This is a genomic window from Curtobacterium sp. UNCCL17 (genome assembly GCF_000686685.1).
Classification (GTDB): domain Bacteria; phylum Actinomycetota; class Actinomycetes; order Actinomycetales; family Microbacteriaceae; genus Curtobacterium; species Curtobacterium flaccumfaciens.
In genome coordinates, this window is the sequence record NZ_KK366001.1 from 41,742 (window position 1) to 59,191 (window position 17,450).

Consider the following 17,450-nt stretch of genomic DNA (forward strand, 5'->3'; position numbering starts at 1 on the left):
GCGACCTCCCAGCTGCGGTCTCCCTCTCGGTCTTTCGCGCCCTGATCTCCCTCATGGTGCTTCCTTGTCGAGTCGTAGCAGCCAGTACGGAACGACTGCCCACGCCGGGCCCGCCAGGATTGCCCACCACGCTTCTGGTGGCACGGTCGAGGCCGCGACTCCCGCGATGATCAGCCAGCTGATCGCCACAGCGGCGATGAATCCAGCGGTGACCGCGCAGGCGATCCGACCTTTCCGCCGATCTCGAGCGAAGGCAGATCCGACCGCAGCGACAAGAAAGAGGGTCTGCACGGCAGCGAGAAGGCTTACCGTCCCCAACGGGGTCCCGTATCCGTCTGGACTGCCGTCCGGACCGAAGGTCGTAGCGATCCGATCAGGGAGTCGGTTCCACCACACACTCGTGACTGCGATCTCGATGAAGACGGGGGCGGCCGCGGCGAGCGAGCCAAGAGACGCGCTACGCACGTGCTGTGCGCTCACCGGACGCCAGCGCCATTCACGCTAGGGCTGTTCACGGTGGCGTGGTGCCGTCTGCCGAGGCGGGACCAGAACTGGTGCGTCTGCTCATGCGGCGTGTACGGCATCGCGGCGATGCCGACGATCGCAATCATGATCAGCCCGAAGCTCCAGAGCCCCATCGTGATGATGATCGCCCCGTGCAGCACCACGCACAGGACCAAGGCGATCGACCGACTTCGCGGGCCACACAGAATCAGCACACCGATCGCGATCTCCGCTACCACCGCACCCCAGGTCGCGCCCACCGTCACAGCGGGCAGCGTTGTTGCAGCTTGTAGGACAGGAGCAAGCGGTCCGCTCGCCCCGAAGAACGGGTCCCGAAGGACGTAGTACTCGGCTGTGCCGTTGACCCATTCGGGTGCAAACAGCTTGGCGATCGCGGCGTTGAAGTAGATCGCAGTGACCTGGACTCGCATGACCATGAGACCTGCGAGCGCCACTTGTCGGCGCCAGTTCGCGACGGTCTGCGGCGGACCGAGCCGCCAGCGACGTCGGTCGGCGAAACTGACGGCGACAAGGAGCAGGGTGCACACCGCGGCCGCTTGGTCGCCCCCGTCGGGGAGCGAGATCGACCCAGCGATCGAGAACGCAACCCACGCGTGCAGGATCGCCATCACGGTCGGCGCAACCCCAGCCGCAACCCCGATGAGGATCATGACCATGGCGGATGTGACGAGCGCATCGGGCAAGGATCGTCCAAGGCAGTACGTCGACGCGTTTCGCAGCCCATCACAGACCGGACCGGCTCCGCTCCCCACCAAGGTCTGCATCAACGCGTCGTACGGCGTTGCCACGAGGATCGTGAGCTGAGCCAGCACGAGCGTCCCGCGAAAGCCGCTGAAGTGGAGCGTCTGAAGGTCAAACCCGCGGAGGGTGCGCCGGAGCCGTGGCCCGCTCACCTCAGCGAAGATCAGTTGCACGACACCTCCACCCGTGCAGCCTGCAGTACCCGGAAGTTCGGGAGATCGAAGCTGCGAAACTCGAACGGAGTCGCCTTCTCCTGAGCGAGGAGAAGGTCCCCGCAGAGAGTCTTCCGCTTCGCCTCATTCTTCAGGACCTGCGGTTGCTCCTCAGTTGCTCGTCGAATGCACTTCTGCGAGGCAGACTTGTCCACGCATTTCGTCCAGTTCGCCACCTGCTGATGCAGCGCTGCTAGCTCAGGGCCCTGCGCACGCTGCGCGCGGGAGACGCCGAACATGTTCGATGCTTTCCCTTGCGGCAACGACAGCGCCGATTTGCCTGTCTGGGTGCGGTACGCGATGTACTGCCGGCCCCGAGAAGATGCGGTGAAGAACTCCCAGCGCTGCGGCGCAACCGCCAGCACGGCATCTCGCACCTTCACCGCGGCAGGATCGCGACTCGACATGGCGTGTGGAGACAACGACTCCACAATGCTCAGTGCCGTCCAACTCATCAGCAGTACGGCCGTTGTCGCAAATGGCCAAAGCGCTCGTTTCGGACCCATCAGCCCAGGGCGCGAGTCAGCTCCGCAGCAAAGAGCGCGCCGGAGTCACGGTCTGCTGACTTCGGCCCCCAGAACTTCACCGAGACGGAAACAGCCGCCCAGACCAGGACACCGACTGCGACGACCACCAGGCACTTGCCATCACCGGTGATCGTGGCGGGCTCCGAGGTTGCGATGCGTTCGGTTGCGGTTTCGAACGCGTGCAGCGCGTCGAGCACTCGGTACGGGTCGCCGCTCTGCAGCGGGACGGTGATGTTGTCGTGAAACTGCGGGTAGGCGTTCTGGTACTCCTCCGTGACGGCTGAGATCTGCGCAGCTGTCAGCTTCTGCTCGCCGCTTGGTACGTACTTTGCAAGCTCCGGGTGCTCGGCGATGATCCGCCCCTGCCCGGTGAAGAGCTCGATCACGTTCCGGTCAGAAAGCGGAGCCCGTTCGGCGGTGGGGTGTTGCGTCGTCGGTGTTGCTGCCTGGACCGGCGCAGCCGGCACTGTGGTTGCAGCGGAAACGGTGACCATCACGGCCGCAGCCGCGATCATGATCTTCGACATCGAAGGTTTTTCCTCTCGAGGTTCTTGTCAGTTGCTCGACGGCAAAGCAGCCGCCAGCTCGGCCGCGAACTGTTCCTCGGTCAGGGCGGAGCCGGATCGGCCCGCAACCCAGACAAGGACGCCCAACCACAGCGTTGCAGCGACAGCGACGGCGACCAGCAGGGCGCACTTGCCCTCGCCGGTGATGGTGGCGGGCTCCGAGGTTGCGATGCGTTCGGTTGCGGTTTCGAACGCGTGCAGCGCGTCGAGCACTCGGTACGGGTCGCCGCTCTGCAGCGGGACGGTGATGTTGTCGTGAAACTGCGGGTAGGCGTTCTGGTACTCCTCCGTGACGGCTGAGATCTGCGCAGCTGTCAGCTTCTGCTCGCCGCTTGGTACGTACTTTGCAAGCTCCGGGTGCTCGGCGATGATCCGCCCCTGGCCCGTGAACAGCTCGATCACGTTGCGGTCAGAGAGCGCAGCCCGCTCGGCAGCGACCTGATGCTGCGTTGTCGGTGACGTTGCGTGGGCCGGTAGCGCCGGCACTGTGGTTGCAGCGGAAACGGTGACCATCACGGCCGCAGCCGTAATCATGAACTTCGACATCGAAGCCCCTTCTCGCGCGGCCCCTCCGCGCACGGGTATGAACGTACATGATGTGAAGTTTAAACCGCAACATATCGACCGATTGGAAATGCGGCGCTCGCAGAACCCCGCTAACGCTGTTCGGGTTCGGGTTCGGGTTCGGGTTCTGGTCGCGACACCAGTACCAACGCGCCCTGTCGACCGGACGGAAGCCGCGCCTCCAGGCCGGATCGAGAGCCGCCCACGCGGCGGACGCAACACGAACGGCGGCCCTCCTCCTTCCGGAAGAGAGCCGCCGTGGTGTCTCGCGGTGATCAGTGGGCCGACGGGGCCGCCGTGCCGACGAGCTCGGCCCGCACGATGTCCGCACCAGCCGACAGCGCGCCGAGCTTGTCCAGCGCCGCACCCCGCGCCAGGGGAGCCATCCCGCAGTTGGAACTCGGGATGAGCTTGTCTGCATCGACGAACTCGAGCGCCCGACGCAGCACCTCCGCGACCTCCTCCGGGGTCTCCACGGTCTCGGTCGCGACGTCGATCGCCCCGAGCATGACCTTCTTGCCGCGGATCAGCTCGACGAGCGCGAGGGGAACGTGCGAGTGCATGCACTCGAGCGACACGATGTCGATCGAGGACTGCTGCAGCAGTGGGAAGGACTGCTCGTACTGCCGCCACTCGGCGCCGAGGGTCTCCTTCCACTTGTTGTTCGCCTCGATGCCGTAGCCGTAACAGATGTGCACGGCGGTCTCAGCGTGCAGGCCCTCGGCCGCGCGTTCGAGTGCGGCCACGCCCCAGTCCTGCACCTCGTCGTGGAAGACCGTGAAGGCGGGCTCGTCGAACTGGATGATGTCGACGCCGGCGTCCTGCAGTTCGCGTGCCTCTTGGTTGAGGATCGTGGCGAACTCCCACGCCAGCTTCTCGCGGCTCTTGTAGTGCTGATCCGAGAGGGTGTCGATCATGGTCATCGGGCCGGGGAGCGCCCACTTGATCGGCCGGTCGGTCTGAGCCCGCAGGAACGCGGCGTCCTCGCCGAAGACCGGCTTCCGACGGCTCACGGCACCGACGACGGTCGGGACGGCCGCGTCGTACCGGTCGCGGATGCGGACGGTCTCCTTGCGGTCGAGGTCGACGCCGTCCAGGTGCTCGATGAACGTCGTGACGAAGTGCTGGCGGGTCTGCTCGCCGTCGCTGACGATGTCGATGCCGCGGCGCTCCTGCTCGTGCACGGCGGAGCGCAGGGCGTCCTGCTTGCCCTCGGTCAGGGCGGCACCCTCGAGCAGCCAGGGGGACCAGAGTCGCTCGGGCTCGGCGAGCCAGGACGGCTTCGGCAGGCTGCCGACGATCGAGGTGGGGAGGAGAGAACGCATGGGTGTGACGGTCCAGTCAGTCGAAGGGCAGAGGAAGTCAGCGCGCGAGGGCGGGGTCAGCCCACCGGGCGAGGAGTGCGTGGTGCGGCCGCACCAGGTGCTCCTCGGTCCACCGGCCCTGCGTGATCCCGAGGCGGCTGCGCTCCTCGCGGTCGTAGGTCACCGGGGTGGGCGTGAAGTCGGTGTGGTCGAGGGTGGGGCGGTAGGTGCTGCCGGCCGGGGTGTTCGCGGCGTAGACCTCCGGGCGGTAGATCTTCTGGAAGGTCTCCATGGTGGCGATCGTGCCGATGAGCTGGAGGTCCGTGTAGTCGCCGGTCAGGTCGCCGCGCGTGTAGAACGCGAGCGGGGCAGCCGCTCCGGCGGGCTGGAAGTACCGGACCCGCATGCCCATCCGGCCGAAGTAGTCGTCAGTGAGCGAGGAGTGCTCGTGCTCGTACTCGGCGCCGAGGACCGGGTGGACGTACCCGTTCCGGCGGTAGGTCTGGCTCGTCGAGACGCTGATGCAGACGACGGGCTCGGCACTGAAACTCGAGTGGAACGCGGATGACTCCAGGAAGCGCTGGAAGAGCGCCCCGTGCAGCGCCCCGAAGTCAGACGGCAAGCCCGGCGATGACGGCAGCAGCACCGAGAAGTCGTAGTCGCGCAGGTACGACGAGAAGTTGTTGCCGAGGATCCCCTGGTGGCGCTCGCCGGTGTGCTGGTCGAGGATCGTGACGTCGAGCATCTCGAGCAGCGGGAACTCCGCGTCCGACCCGCTGTCTGAGAACTCCAGTGCCACCGAGACGATGTCGAGCTGCAGACGGTAGCGGTCGTGCGCCGCGGCCAGCTCGTTCGCGCGCCCGTCGATCATCGCCAGCGCAGCGCGGAGATTCTGCTGACGGTGCTCGCCGCGCGCCAGGTTGGCGAAGTTCGTGGTCAGCCGGGAGCTGTCGGCGGGGGAGTAGTCCTCGTCGAACCGGGTCCGGGTGATGCTGAAGGTGAGGTCGTTCGCCATGGTCGGCAATCTGTTCGTCGAGCGGCCCGTGGGCGCGGTGGGAAGGATGAGTCGATCATGGCGGGAATGGCGAGCCATCAGGTAATACCGAGACGCTATGCACCGGTATAGCCTCGGCCTATGGCCCGGGTCTCGAACGACATCACCCTGCAGCAACTCCGGTACTTCATCGAGGTGGCGACGGAGGGCTCGATCAGCGCAGCGGCCGATCTGCTCTACGTGTCCCAGCCGACGATGTCCGCGGCGATGAAGGACCTGGAGACGCGGATCGGGCGCCCGCTGTTCACCCGCTCGGCCAGGGGGGTCGTGCTCACCGTCGACGGCGTCGAGTTCCTCGGGTACGCCCGACAGGTCGTCGAGCAGGTCTCGCTGCTCGAGCAGCGGTACGTCGGCGGCCAGCGGTCGCGTCGGCTGCTCGGGGTGTCCGCGCAGCACTACTCGTTCGCGGTGGAGGCCTTCGTCCGGATGGTCGAGGCGGCGGCTGCGGACGAGTACGAGTTCTCGCTGCGAGAGACGCGCACGTGGGACATCATCGAGGACGTCCGCACCCTGCGCAGCGAGGTGGGCATCCTCTACCGCAACGACTTCAACAAGCAGGTGCTCGGCAAGCTGCTGCGGGACGCCGGCGTCGTGTTCACACCGCTGTTCGTCGCACAGCCGCACATCTTCGTGGCGAAGCGGAACCCGCTCGCGTCACGGGAGCGTGCGACCCTCGAGGACCTCGCGGACCTGCCGCGGCTCACGTTCGACCAGGGTGCGAACAACTCCTTCTACCTGGCCGAGGAGATCCTGTCGACGATGTCGAGCAAGCGGGAGATCCGTGTGTCGGACCGGGCGACGATCTTCAACCTCATGATCGGCCTCGGTGGCTACACGATCTCGACCGGGCTCATCAGCGACGACCTCGACCCCGAGATCGTCGCCATCCCACTCGACGTCGACGAACGCATCGAGATCGGCTGGATCGCGCACGCTTCGGTTCCCCTCACCGTGCAGGCGCAGACGTACCTGGACGAGTTGCGCGCGGTGGTCAGCAGTTACGGCGTCGAGCCGCTCGGGTAGGCAGGCGGCGGATCCGGCGGTTCCGGCGGTTCCCGCGATCGGCCTGGAGGCACGACATGCGTCCGTCAGGAGGCTGCGGTCTCGATCATCGCCGTCACGTGCGGCGCGCTCCACCGCAGGAGCGCGTCAGCAGGCGGATCCTCCAGGTCCTCACCCCAGATCGCGACGGCGGCGCCCGACATCGGAGCCGCGAGAAGCGAACCGGAGTCGCCGTCCCACGCCCGGAGCGACCAGTTCTCGCGGAGATCGGCGACCGTGTAATCGCTGTCGGCCGGGTCGAGGTCGGTCGGCACCTCGTAGAGGTAGTACGAGTTGTAGTTGAGCTGGTCGATCCCGGCCTGCTGCAGGTCGACCGCACTCGCCCGCCGCGCTCGGCGTTCGCGCCGCTCCGCTGCGTCCTCGGTGTCGCCGTCGAAGCTCCAGTACGTGACGTGGATGCGCGGATCGAGTCGCCCGACCGCAACCCGATCGATCCCGTCGTTCCAGGCCCAGACCTCGCGGTTGCCGAGCGTGGCCGCCATCTCGTTCATCCAGGCGACGCGATGTGCGGCGGTGACGTCGTCGCCCCATTCGTCGCCGCCGATGTGCACGGTTCGGCTGGAAGGGAAGGTCCGCTGCACCTCTGCGTACAGCTTCTTCGCCAGCACGAGACTCTCGGGCGCCGACGTGTCGAGCTCGTTCTCGCCCGAACGGATGCGGTCGACCCACTTCGTGCCGTGCTGCGCCTCGAGCAGGGCGAACGCGGCGGCCATGTGTCCGGGAGTGTCGATCTCCGGCACGATCGCGACGCCTCGCTCCGCCCCGTACTCGGAGATCGTGCGTGCCTGCGCGGCACTCAGGAACGGGCGATGGGTCACGCGGCTGGTGTAGACGCCGTGGTCGAGATCCGCGTTCGCGGGGGTCTGGCCGAGGACCGTGCTCTCGATCCTGACGTTCTGGTCATCGGTGAGGTGCAGGTGCAGGAAACGCCCGCCGTCGTCGGCGACGAGGTCGATGTACCGCTTGATCAACGCCACGGGGTAGTAGGCGCGAGCGACGTCGAGCATCACGCCCGTCTCCGGACGCGCGCCCTTCGTGGGCTTGGTGGTGACGGTCGCGGTCGACGTGCGGCACTGCTTCGCGGAGTACGCACCGGCGCAGGCGAGGACGGAGTACTTGCCGGCTGCGGCACGGGAAGGTGTCCCGCGGACTGCGGTGACCGAGGTGCTCGAACCAGCGGCGAGTGCCTTCACCGCGACCCGGCCGAGCGTGTACTTCTCGGTGCCGGCGGACAGGTACAGCCACGCGGAGGAAGCCGCCTTCCGCACCGAGGCGGTGTTCTTGACCTTCAGGGTGGTGCGCACAGCGGTGCCGGTGGTGGACGCGGTGACCTTCGTGACCGTCACCGCCGAGACTGCGGTGTCCGCTGATCCTGCCGTTGCACGGATGCCGACCAGAGCTGCGGCCGACAGGGCGATCGCCAGACCGACCGCAAGCGTGCGTCTGGCAGACGATCCGGGACCCACGTTCCCCTGCTGACGCACCACGACGTTCTCCCTCGGCAATGCGCGTCGTTCGCCGGCGCGACGGCGTCACCTTTCTACCGCAGGCGGATCACGTGTTTCGTGTCCGGACCACGCCGGAGGCGCACCGCGACCCACCGGCAGATCCGCCGTCGCGGTGGTCGTCGGCCAGGGTGAAGACGGCCTCGACGTCGAACCTGCTCCAGTCATCGAGCTTCGTGAGCGATCGCATCCCACCACCCCAGGGGCGGGTCGCAGGTGCCCTCGACGCGACTGGGAGACGGCCTGGAGGCGCGTGGCGGCGCCGCTCCGCGCCTCCAGGCCGCCGTGTGGTGTGGCCGGAAACCGGCCCGGTCGCAGGATCGGCCAGCGCTCTTGGCGGGAAGCGCTGCGCTCGCTGCTCCGCTGTTGCGGTGCTCGCTCAGCGCGTGCGCGCAGCGAGATCGCCGTAGGCCGCCGCGTACCAGCCGACGGTGCCGTCTCCGGCGGTCGGGCCGATCGTGATCGCCGCGCTCGACGTGACCACGTACAGGTCCTCGTCGTGTCCGCAGTGGACGGAGCGTGACGCGCGTCGCTTGCCCGTCTCCGACCCGTTCGCACCGATGCGTCCTGCCCACACGGCCATCTGCACGGTTCCGCCGCCCTGGCATGTGACCGAGACGCGGATCCGCGCACGGTCCCCGGCCCCGTCATCGCCGAAGGAGAGCCGGCTGGACGAGTCGTTCGTGCCGGCACCGCTGCCCAGCTCGCCGGGCTGTCCTGCCCATCGGTCCTGCACGCGCTGCATCCAGCGGGAGTACGCCTTGTCGTTCTCCTCCGGTGTCGGGTGATCAGAACAGGCCGTGAGTGACACGAGGGCCACGACGGCGACGCCGATGACCAGCGTGCTGCGTCGAAGGTCGCGGCGGGCGTGCAGGAACGGTGTGCGCATGTGGTGGCAAGTGTTCCGGAGATCGGCATCCCACCGCATCCTCCCGTTCGCGGGACTCCGCGCTCCCCAGCAGGACCAAAGGGTGCGGGTTCGCAGCCGAACACGTCGAACACACCGTCCATCGCCGGTCGGGGTGACAAGGTGACCCGACCGGACGATCACGAGGAAGCCTGGTGACCAACGAATGAACGGTTCCACGATTGCAAGGAGCGCGGCGCTGGGACGACCCGCGGCGCGTTGGTCGGGTGCGGCGGTGGCCGCGATCGTGACGATGTCTCTGCTGACAGCATGCGCAGGAGGAAAACCGATGGAAAGTCCCTCGACCAACCACACCGTGAAGCCCGATGCAGCCAAGCGCACCGTGGTGGATCTCGTCGATGAAACTGCTCGTGCCGTGGACGGCGGCCCTCGGAAGGTCATCAGTGGACCGCGAGTCGGCCTGTGCCCCGGATCTGACGGCTCGGGGCGTGCGGACGACAGTGGTGGAGTCACTTGGGTGTACGTGAAGCAGCGCGAGGGCGCGGCCGACCCGAGGGACGATCTCCGGAAAGTCGAGGCGTTGTGGAAGAGCCTCGGCATCACGACCGAGCGGTATCGGAGCGGCGGCGACGATCCTGATCTCGGGGTCCGGGGCCGCGGTGGTCCGATCGAGACGATCGACTTCCTCGCTTCCACAGTGGGGGGCTACAGCATCGACGCTGAATCGCAATGTGCCGACGGCGATTACGGAGAGATGACCGGGAGCGGCTCGACCAGCTGATCAGGGGCTCATCAACGGACCTCCGCTCGACCACAGCTCGTGCGCAATCCTCCGGCTGCTGCATGTCCGAGATGACCGTGTCCTGCTCGAAGGGCACGCTGTCCGTGTGGTCAGTCGGAAGAAGCGGGCGGTAGGTCGATGACAGGCTCCCTCGGCCGCAACCCGAGCTCGGCAGCAGCCGTGAGGTACGCGCAGTACACCTCGCCGTACCGAGCGGTCGCGCGATCCGCACGAGCGACGTCCGTCGGGCGCTCGACGTTCGTCTCGTACCCGATCGTCCGGCGCTCCGCGGCCTCGTCGATGACCGCTACCGACCACCGCCAGATGTCGGAACTCGACGCAGTCGGCGGCGCATGCTGCAGCACCTCGTCCGGTACTGGGATCACTCGCCGGTCGGGGGCGGCGCTGCGGAAGAAGGCGAAGAGCATCGCGGGGACGGCGACGACGCCTCCGCCGAGGACCACGCCGATGAGTCGGGCAACGACTGGCTCGTCTCCGGGCAGCAGCGGCGGCGCGACCACGAAGCCGAACGCGCCGCCTGCCATGTACCCGATCGCAAAGGCCGCCATGACGGATGCTGTTGCGAGCCGGGTCTGACGGCGTACGCCAGCGGGATCGTGGAGTCGGCGCCACCGAGACGCGGTGTCGGCAGCGTGGCCATCGCGATCGACGTACACGCGGCCGTCGGGGGCCCGGAAGAAGGGTGAGTGTGCACGCTCCGGATCGATCACGGGATTCCGTCGGCCCTGCTCATCGCCCCTGTGGTCAGCATCAGAAGTCCGGGCTCTGGTGAGTCTGACCCTTGGCCAAGGAGCATCTGGCCAGCGTCCCGCGCAAGCGTGGCTCCGAACACGCAGACGAGCACCGGCGTCCACCGTGAGGTGCGTCGAGCGCAGTGCTTCTGCGAGTTCACACCATCAACCTACGGCGTGACGCCCACGCCCTCCGCTGCTATGTTTGCGCGCACAACAAATCCCGGACGACGATGTCGGAGGACGCGCGATGACGCACGCAACAGAGCACCGCTTCGGCGAGACGACCCTGACGATCGTCGATGCCGAAGGCAATCCCATCCGCGATGCCGACATCACCGTCGAGCAGACCCGCCATGCCTTCGCCTTCGGCAACATCGGCTTCGACTTCATCGGACTCGCCAACGGCGAAGCGACCGGTGTAGCCAACGGCGAAGCGACCGGCGAAGCCAACGCCGGAGCGCAGGAGGAAGCAGGCACCGAGCACCTCGCCGACCTCTACACCGACGTCTTCAACACCGCGACGCTCCCGTTCTACTGGGGCCGCTTCGAGCCCGAGCGCGGAGCTCCGGACACCGCCAGGCTCCTGACCACGGCGCAGTGGTTCCGCGACCGCGGTGTCGCCCTGAAGGGCCACCCGCTCGTCTGGCACACCGTGCAACCCGAGTGGCTGCTCGGGCTGCCGCTGGACGAGGTCGAGCGGCTCCTACGGGAGCGCATCCGCCGCGAGGTCTCCGCCTTCGCCGGCACGATCGACACCTGGGACGCCATCAACGAGGTCGTCATCATGCCGGTGTTCGACAACGGCGACAACGCGATCACCCCGCTCGCTCGGGCCAAGGGCCGCATCCCGATGATCCGGATGGCCTTCGAGGAGGCCCGCGCCGCCAATCCACACGCCACCCTGCTGCTCAACGACTTCGACCTGTCGAGTGCGTACGAGTGCCTGATCGAGGGCGTGCTCGAGGCTGGCGTGCAGATCGACGCCATCGGGCTGCAGACCCACATGCACCAGGGCTACTGGGGCGAGGACACGATGCTCGCGATGGTCGACCGGTTCGCCCGCTACGGCCTGCCGCTGCACCTGACCGAGACCTCGCTCGTCTCCGGTGACCTCATGCCCGCGCACATCGTCGACCTCAACGACCACCAGGTGGCCTCGTGGCCGTCGACGCCCGAGGGCGAGGCGCGCCAGGCCGACGACATCGAGCGGCACTACCGGAGCCTCGTGGGGCACCCCTCCGTCGAGGCGATCACCTACTGGGGCATCACCGACGCGGGCGCCTGGCTCGGCGCCCCGATCGGACTCGTCCGCGCCGACGGCACCCCCAAGTCGTCCTACGAGGCCCTCCGCCACCTGGTCAAGGAGGAGTGGTGGCTCGGCCCGACGGTGCTGCGCACCGACGACCGCGGTCGGGTGCAGATCCGCGGCTTCCGTGGCGACTACCGCGTCGACGTGCGTGGCGCGTCCACGGCGTTCGCCGTCGCCGACGTGCCCACGCAGGTGCAGATCGTCGCGTGACCACCTGACGGACTGGAGGCCCGGTGCGGCCCCGCCCCGCGCCTCCCGTCCGTCACCTGGTCGCGCGTCGTGCGGCCTCCACGCCCCAGAGGGCTCCACCGACGAGGATCGCGGCGCACGCGACGAACGCGGGAACGTCGTCGGCGCGTCCGAGTGCGATGTAGACCAGGCTCACGACCACCGTCGCGCCGCCGGCGATGCTCGTCGGGACGACCGCTGCTCGGTGGCCGAGGATCCAGTTCTCGTCACTGCGCATGGTCGCCCGGGTGCGGATGCCCACGAGTCCGTTCCTGCCGATGAGGCCCCGCGCCGGCAGGGCCCGCTACCGCCGCACGTACCGGTGCTCCGGCCGCCCCGCAGCCCCGTACCGCAACTGCATCGCCACCGTCCCGTCCGCCGTGAGCTGCGCCAGGTACCGCTGCGCCGTCGCCCGCGACACCCCGATCGCCGCAGCCACCTCCGCGGCGGATCGTTCCTCACCGGCGACGAGCTGCTCGAGCACCAGCGCCGCCGTGGCCGCCCGGGACGGCGACGCCCCACCGCTGTCGCCGGCGTGCAGGATCCGGAACGCCCGCTCGACGGCCTCTTGATCGAGGGTCGACCGCTCGTCGAGCACGTTCCGCGACCGTGCGTACGCCTGCAGCCGCTCGGCCAGCACCCCGGCCGCGAACGGCTTGATCAGGTAGGCGAGTGCCCCGCTGCGCATCGCCCGCCGAACGGTGCCCGAGTCCGAAGCTGCACTCAGCACGAAGGCGTCGGCGTCGGCGTCGATCGACCGCAGCAGGTCGAGCCCGCTGCCGTCGGGCAGGTACACGTCGACGAGCACCAGGTCCACGGTCCCGCTCGACAGCGCGGCGCGGGCGGCCGCGAGGGTCCCGACGGGTTCGAGCGCCCGGAACCCCGGTACCTCGTCGACCTGCCGCCGGTGCAGGTCGGCGACGTGGAAGTCGTCGTCGACCACCAGCACGGTGAAGACGGAACTCACGACACCACTCCTTCCAGTCGGGCGCAGAAGACCGCGCCGTGGTCGGCACCGCCGGGGGAGGCGAGCCACACGTCGCCACCGTGCCGTCGGGCGATCTCCCGCGACAACGGCAGCCCGATCCCGAGCCCGTGCACCTGCGAGACGTCCTTCGACGCAGGAGCCGCCGCCGGCCCGCGGACGAACAGCGAGTCCGCGGCATCGTCCGGCACCCCCGGCCCGGAGTCCATCACCGACAGGTGCAGCGTCGCGCCGTCGTCGAGCACCTCGACCTCCACCCACGGGGATCCGCCGTCCCTCGACTGCTCGTCCCCGGTGAGGGCCGCCGACACCGCGTTGTCGACCAGGTTGCCGAGCACGGTCGTCACGTCGCCCGGTTCGGTGATCGTCCCCTGCACGAGCGTCTCCGCCCCGATCCGCAGCAGCACCCCGCGCTCGGCGGCCTCGACGCCCTTCGCCCCGAGGAACGCCTGCAGGTACGGCTCGGTCAACCGGTCGGCGTGCTGCACCGGGTAGCGCAGCGGCCCGCGCTCCTGCACGTCCGCCAGGTAGGCGCGTGCCCGCGTCGTCTCGCCGATGTCGAGCAGCCCCGAGATCGCGTGCAGCCGGTTCGCGAACTCGTGGCGTTGCGCGCGGAGCGCCGTGCTCATCGCCCCGACGGCGTCGAGCCGTCGGGTCAGGGCCTCGACGTCGGTGCGGTCGCGCAGGACGGCGACCCGGCCCAGGTCGCGTCCGTCGCGGAACACCGTGCGGACGTCGACGAGCAGCACCCGGTGCCCGGCGACGATCGTGGCGCTCGCCGGAGCCGCGGTGGACGCGGCGAGCATCGACCCGAGCGGCGCGGGCAGGTCGAGGGAGGCCGCCGGACGGCCGACCGGGTCGGCCAGTCCGAGCAGTCGCACGGCTTCGGGGTTGCAGACGGTGACGACCCCCGACGGGCCGATCGCGATGACGCCTTCACCGACGCCGCCCAGCACGGCCTGCTGGTTCTGCACGAGCGTCACGAGCTCCTCCGGCTGCAGCCCGAGCGTCAGCCGCACCAGTCGCCGCCGGATCAGTACCGAGGCGATCACCGCGAGCAGGACCGCCGCCAGCCCGGCACCGATCACCGGCATGCTGTCCTCGACCAGGGTGTCGTAGACGCGTGCCCGGTTGAACCCGACGCTCACCTCACCGACGACGGCGGACTGCCGGGAGGCCCGGCTCGACTCCGCCCCGCCGGCTGCGGGCGCGGAGACGGGCACCTTCGCCCGCGCCGACTCACCGAGGGTGCCGCGCGCCCAGGACACGGTCTCGCGGCCGGCGAGTGCGGCGTCGGGGGAGGTGCTCACCATCTCGCCGATCCGGTCGGTGTCGGGGTGGGCCAGGCGGATGCCCCGGTCGTCGGTGACCACGACGAAGAGTGCCCCGGTCCGACGCTGGGCCGCGAGTGCCGCACGCTGGACGGGCCCGTCGGCGAGGACCGCGGGGTCGAGGTCGGTGCCGTCGACGCTGAGCCGGGCGACCGCTGCCCGGACGTCGGACTGCGCGGCGACGCTCTGTGCGATCGCGAGGGCGGTCCCCTCGGCGGCCCGCTCGAGCCGGGTCACCTCGATCCGGACGAACACGGCACTGGTCAGCGCGACGACGGCGACCACCACGGCGAGCTGCAGCACGAGCACCTCGGTGGCGAAGCGGAGCCTGGGGCGCCGTGAACGGTCGTCGGTCACGACCCCAGCGTACGGAGGGCGAGCCGACCTGCCTGCGCACAATGCGCAGAAAGCGGTCAACGCGCGATGGTGCGCCAATGTGCAGAAGCGCGCCGCGCCTCCAGGCCGGGTCGTAGCGTGCCCGGACTGCCAGACACGGACGAAGGAGTCCTGATGCTCGTCATCCTCGGGTACGCGATGGTCCTGACCTTCATGGTCCTGATCATGACCAAGCGCATGTCGCCCATGCTCGCGCTGATCATCGTGCCGACCGTGTTCGGACTGTTCGCCGGGGCGGGTCTGGGACTCGGCGACATGGTGACCGAGGCGATCGGCACCCTGGCGCCGACGGCCGCGCTCCTGATGTTCGCGATCATGTACTTCGGGCTGATGATCGACGTCGGCCTGTTCGACCCGCTCGTCCGGTTCATCCTGCGGGTGACCGGCAACGACCCGGCGAAGATCGTGCTCGGCACGGCTCTGCTGGCCGGTGCGGTCTCGCTCGACGGGGACGGCTCGACGACGTTCATCGTGGTCACGGCGGCGATGCTGCCGATCTACCTGAAGCTCGGCATGAGCCCGGTCGTGATGACGTGTGTGGCGGGTCTGACGAACGGCACGCTCAACATCGTGCCGTGGGGCGGTCCCACCGCCCGTGCCGCCGCCGCGCTGAAGATCGACCCGACGGACATCTTCGTGCCCCTCGTGCCGTCGCTCGTGGTGGGGCTGCTGCTGTGCTTCACGTTCGCGTGGACGATGGGCCTGCGGGAGCGCAAGCGCCTCGGGCTCATCGAGTTCACCGAGGCCTCTCGGGGCGCGCGGGTGCCGGAGCGGGCGAACGCCCGAGCGGGGTCACGGGTGCTCGCGGCGGTCGGCGGGACCGGCGGCGGGATGTTCACGAGCCCCACGGTCGCGCTCGGACTGCGCGGTGGGAAGGCCGACGGCCGGCGTGCGGACGGCGAGGGCGTGGACGGCACCGGGCCGGGGGACGACAGCACGGGGACCGGCACGATGGCCGAGACGATGCTCGACCCGAACCGTCCGACCCTGCGGCCGAAGCGGATCTGGTTCAACCTGGCGCTGACGGTCGCGGTGATGGTGGCGCTCGTGCTGGGGCTCCTGCCGCTGCACTTCGTGTTCATGATCGGCACGGCGATCGCCCTGCTCGTGAACTTCCCGCAGCTCAAGCAGCAGACCGCGCAGATCGTCGCGCACGCCCCCAGCATCGTCGGTGTCGTGTCGATGGTGTTCGCCGCCGGGGTGCTGATCGGGGTGCTCGACGGCACCGGGATGGTCGCGGCGATGGCCGACTGGCTCGTCGCGGTGATCCCGGACTCGATGGGCCCGTACCTGGCGGGCATCACCGGTGTGCTGAGCGTGCCGCTGACGTTCTTCATGAGCAACGACGCGTTCTACTTCGGGATCCTGCCGGTGCTGTCCGAGAGCGCCGCGGCGTACGGGATCACGCCGGCCGAGATGGCGCGGGCCTCGGTCGTCGGGCAGCCGGTGCACATGCAGAGCCCGCTCGTCCCCGCGATCCTGCTGCTGGTGTCGCTGGCCAACGTGAACCTCGGCGACCACCACCGGAAGGTGCTGTGGCGGGCCGCCGTGGTCGCGATGGCGATGCTCGTGGTGGCGATCGTCGTGCGGGTCATCCCGTTCGGCTGAACCGACCGCCGGTGCCGACTCGGCGCGCGCCCGACCGGGCCGGGCCCGACCAGCTCAGGCGGCGTCGAGCTCCCGCGTCAGGGCCGCGACGAAGTCGTCGATGTCCTGCTCCGAGGTGTCGTACGCGCACATCCACCGCACCTCGTTGCGGCTGGCGTCCCAGTCGTAGAACCGGAAGTGCTTCCGCAGCCGGTCGGCCACCCCGGCGGGCAGGGTCGCGAAGACGCCGTTCGCCTGGGTCTGCTGGCTGAAGCCGACACCGCGGATGGTGCCGTCGGCGATGCCGGCCTCCAGTGCACCGCGCAGTCGGGCGGCCATGGCGTTGGCGTGCCCCGCGGAGCGCAGGTACAGGTCGTCGCTGAGCAGGGCGATGAGCTGGGCGGAGACGAACCGCATCTTCGACGAGAGCTGCATGTTCATCTTGCGCAGGTAGTGCAACCCTTCGGACGCCGACGGGTTCAGCACGACGATCGCCTCGCCGTAGAGCATGCCGTTCTTCGTGCCGCCGAAGCTCAGCACGTCGACACCGGCGTCGGTGGTGAAGTCGCGCAGGGGCACCCCGAGGGACGCCGCGGCGTTCGAGATGCGGGCGCCGTCCATGTGCAGTTTCATGCCGAGCGAGTGGACGTGGTCGGCGATCGTCCGGACCTCGTCCACCGTGTAGGCGGTGCCGAGCTCGGTGGTCTGCGTGATCGACACGACGAGCGGCTGGGCGCGGTGCTCGTCGCCCCAGCCCCAGGCCTCGCGGTCGATGAGCTCGGGCGTCAGCTTGCCGTCGGGCGCCTCGACCGGCAGGAGCTTGATGCCGGCGACGCGCTCGGGCGCACCGGCTTCGTCGGTGTGGATGTGCGCGGTCGCAGTGCACACGACCGCTCCCCACCGCGGCAGCATCGACTGCAGGCCGACGACGTTCGCGCCGGTGCCGTTGAAGACCGGGAACGCCTCGGCCTGCGACCCGAAGTGCTCGCGGATCACCTCGTTGAGACGTGCGGTGTAGACGTCCTCGCCGTAGGCGATCTGGTGGCCGTCGTTGGCCGCGGCGATGGCGGCGAGGATCTCGGGGTGGACGCCGGCGTAGTTGTCCGAGGCGAAGCCCCGCAGGTCCAGGTCGTGCAGTCGGAGGGTCACT

The 17,450-nt window shown here is 69.0% G+C and carries 19 protein-coding genes; 4 read left to right on the plus strand and 15 right to left on the minus strand.

The genetic code is table 11. The annotated features are described in order from the left end of the window. Window positions 1-51: 51 nt before the first annotated feature. The 7 genes from BR70_RS23940 to BR70_RS0110060 all read right to left on the minus strand — a co-directional run bounded on the left by BR70_RS23940 (window position 52) and on the right by BR70_RS0110060 (window position 5,454). The gene (locus BR70_RS23940) at window positions 52-480 is read right to left on the minus strand and encodes a DUF1648 domain-containing protein (protein WP_081827340.1); all 429 of its coding nucleotides are present in this window, start codon (window positions 478-480) and stop codon (window positions 52-54) included. Next, window positions 477-1,439: a sporulation-delaying protein SdpB family protein gene (locus BR70_RS0110035; RefSeq protein ID WP_027465951.1), complete on the minus strand. Its 963-nt coding sequence runs from the start codon at window positions 1,437-1,439 to the stop codon at window positions 477-479. The genes BR70_RS23940 and BR70_RS0110035 overlap by 4 nt, the downstream gene beginning before the upstream one ends. Continuing rightward, window positions 1,430-1,933: an SdpA family antimicrobial peptide system protein gene (locus BR70_RS0110040; protein WP_197019641.1), complete on the minus strand. Its 504-nt coding sequence runs from the start codon at window positions 1,931-1,933 to the stop codon at window positions 1,430-1,432. The genes BR70_RS0110035 and BR70_RS0110040 overlap by 10 nt, the downstream gene beginning before the upstream one ends. Window positions 1,934-1,983: 50 nt before the next feature. Next, the gene (locus tag BR70_RS0110045) at window positions 1,984-2,532 is read right to left on the minus strand and encodes a sporulation delaying protein family toxin (RefSeq protein WP_027465953.1); all 549 of its coding nucleotides are present in this window, start codon (window positions 2,530-2,532) and stop codon (window positions 1,984-1,986) included. 27 nt (window positions 2,533-2,559) lie between these two features. Next, a complete protein-coding gene (locus BR70_RS0110050; RefSeq protein WP_027465954.1) occupies window positions 2,560-3,117 on the minus strand; it encodes a sporulation delaying protein family toxin in 558 nt (185 codons plus the stop codon). Window positions 3,118-3,410: 293 nt separating this feature from the next. Then, a complete protein-coding gene (locus tag BR70_RS0110055) occupies window positions 3,411-4,460 on the minus strand; it encodes a methionine synthase (RefSeq protein ID WP_027465955.1) in 1,050 nt (349 codons plus the stop codon). A 37-nt stretch (window positions 4,461-4,497) separates the two neighbouring features. After that, complete coding sequence (locus BR70_RS0110060) at window positions 4,498-5,454, minus strand: putative oxygenase MesX (protein WP_027465956.1); 957 nt, start codon at window positions 5,452-5,454, stop codon at window positions 4,498-4,500. 120 nt (window positions 5,455-5,574) lie between these two features. Here BR70_RS0110060 and BR70_RS0110065 point away from each other — a divergent pair, with 120 nt between their 5' ends. Beyond that, entirely contained in the window at window positions 5,575-6,516 is a 942-nt protein-coding gene (locus BR70_RS0110065) for a LysR family transcriptional regulator (RefSeq protein WP_027465957.1), read from the plus strand. Window positions 6,517-6,581: 65 nt separating this feature from the next. On the opposite strand, the gene BR70_RS20430 is transcribed toward BR70_RS0110065, so the two are convergent. The 3 genes from BR70_RS20430 to BR70_RS0110080 all read right to left on the minus strand — a co-directional run bounded on the left by BR70_RS20430 (window position 6,582) and on the right by BR70_RS0110080 (window position 8,949). Continuing rightward, window positions 6,582-7,901 carry a family 20 glycosylhydrolase gene (locus tag BR70_RS20430; protein WP_051596815.1) on the minus strand — a complete coding sequence of 440 codons (1,320 nt, stop codon included), beginning with the start codon at window positions 7,899-7,901 and terminating at the stop codon, window positions 6,582-6,584. Window positions 7,902-8,109: 208 nt separating this feature from the next. Next, window positions 8,110-8,250: a hypothetical protein gene (locus tag BR70_RS23270; protein WP_155896851.1), complete on the minus strand. Its 141-nt coding sequence runs from the start codon at window positions 8,248-8,250 to the stop codon at window positions 8,110-8,112. A 189-nt stretch (window positions 8,251-8,439) separates the two neighbouring features. Continuing rightward, window positions 8,440-8,949, minus strand: coding sequence for a hypothetical protein (locus BR70_RS0110080; RefSeq protein ID WP_027465958.1), 510 nt, complete (start codon window positions 8,947-8,949; stop codon window positions 8,440-8,442). Window positions 8,950-9,202: 253 nt separating this feature from the next. Between BR70_RS0110080 and BR70_RS23275 the strand changes: the two genes are divergently transcribed. Beyond that, on the plus strand, window positions 9,203-9,709 hold the full coding sequence (locus tag BR70_RS23275; RefSeq protein WP_155896852.1) for a hypothetical protein: 507 nt from the start codon (window positions 9,203-9,205) through the stop codon (window positions 9,707-9,709). Between the two features lie 110 nt (window positions 9,710-9,819). Here the strand turns inward: BR70_RS23275 and BR70_RS0110090 are convergent, their stop codons facing one another. After that, on the minus strand, window positions 9,820-10,278 hold the full coding sequence (locus tag BR70_RS0110090) for a hypothetical protein (protein WP_027465960.1): 459 nt from the start codon (window positions 10,276-10,278) through the stop codon (window positions 9,820-9,822). 433 nt (window positions 10,279-10,711) lie between these two features. Here BR70_RS0110090 and BR70_RS0110095 point away from each other — a divergent pair, with 433 nt between their 5' ends. Next, window positions 10,712-11,983: an endo-1,4-beta-xylanase gene (locus BR70_RS0110095; RefSeq protein ID WP_035808730.1), complete on the plus strand. Its 1,272-nt coding sequence runs from the start codon at window positions 10,712-10,714 to the stop codon at window positions 11,981-11,983. Between the two features lie 52 nt (window positions 11,984-12,035). On the opposite strand, the gene BR70_RS20435 is transcribed toward BR70_RS0110095, so the two are convergent. The 3 genes from BR70_RS20435 to BR70_RS0110110 are packed head-to-tail and all read right to left on the minus strand — an operon-like array spanning window position 12,036 to window position 14,674. Next, a complete protein-coding gene (locus BR70_RS20435; protein ID WP_331279983.1) occupies window positions 12,036-12,299 on the minus strand; it encodes an SdpI family protein in 264 nt (87 codons plus the stop codon). Window positions 12,300-12,305: 6 nt separating this feature from the next. After that, window positions 12,306-12,968, minus strand: a complete 663-nt coding sequence (locus BR70_RS0110105) for a response regulator (protein WP_027465962.1) — start codon at window positions 12,966-12,968, stop codon at window positions 12,306-12,308. Continuing rightward, on the minus strand, window positions 12,965-14,674 hold the full coding sequence (locus BR70_RS0110110; RefSeq protein ID WP_027465963.1) for a sensor histidine kinase: 1,710 nt from the start codon (window positions 14,672-14,674) through the stop codon (window positions 12,965-12,967). The genes BR70_RS0110105 and BR70_RS0110110 overlap by 4 nt, the downstream gene beginning before the upstream one ends. Window positions 14,675-14,827: 153 nt before the next feature. On the opposite strand from BR70_RS0110110, the gene BR70_RS0110115 reads away from it, so the two are divergent. Then, on the plus strand, window positions 14,828-16,321 hold the full coding sequence (locus BR70_RS0110115) for a CitMHS family transporter (RefSeq protein ID WP_051596817.1): 1,494 nt from the start codon (window positions 14,828-14,830) through the stop codon (window positions 16,319-16,321). A gap of 54 nt (window positions 16,322-16,375) precedes the next feature. Here BR70_RS0110115 and BR70_RS0110120 read toward each other — a convergent pair whose 3' ends face one another. Further along, window positions 16,376-17,449, minus strand: coding sequence for a threonine aldolase family protein (locus BR70_RS0110120; protein ID WP_027465965.1), 1,074 nt, complete (start codon window positions 17,447-17,449; stop codon window positions 16,376-16,378). Between the last annotated feature and the right edge of the window lies 1 nt (window position 17,450).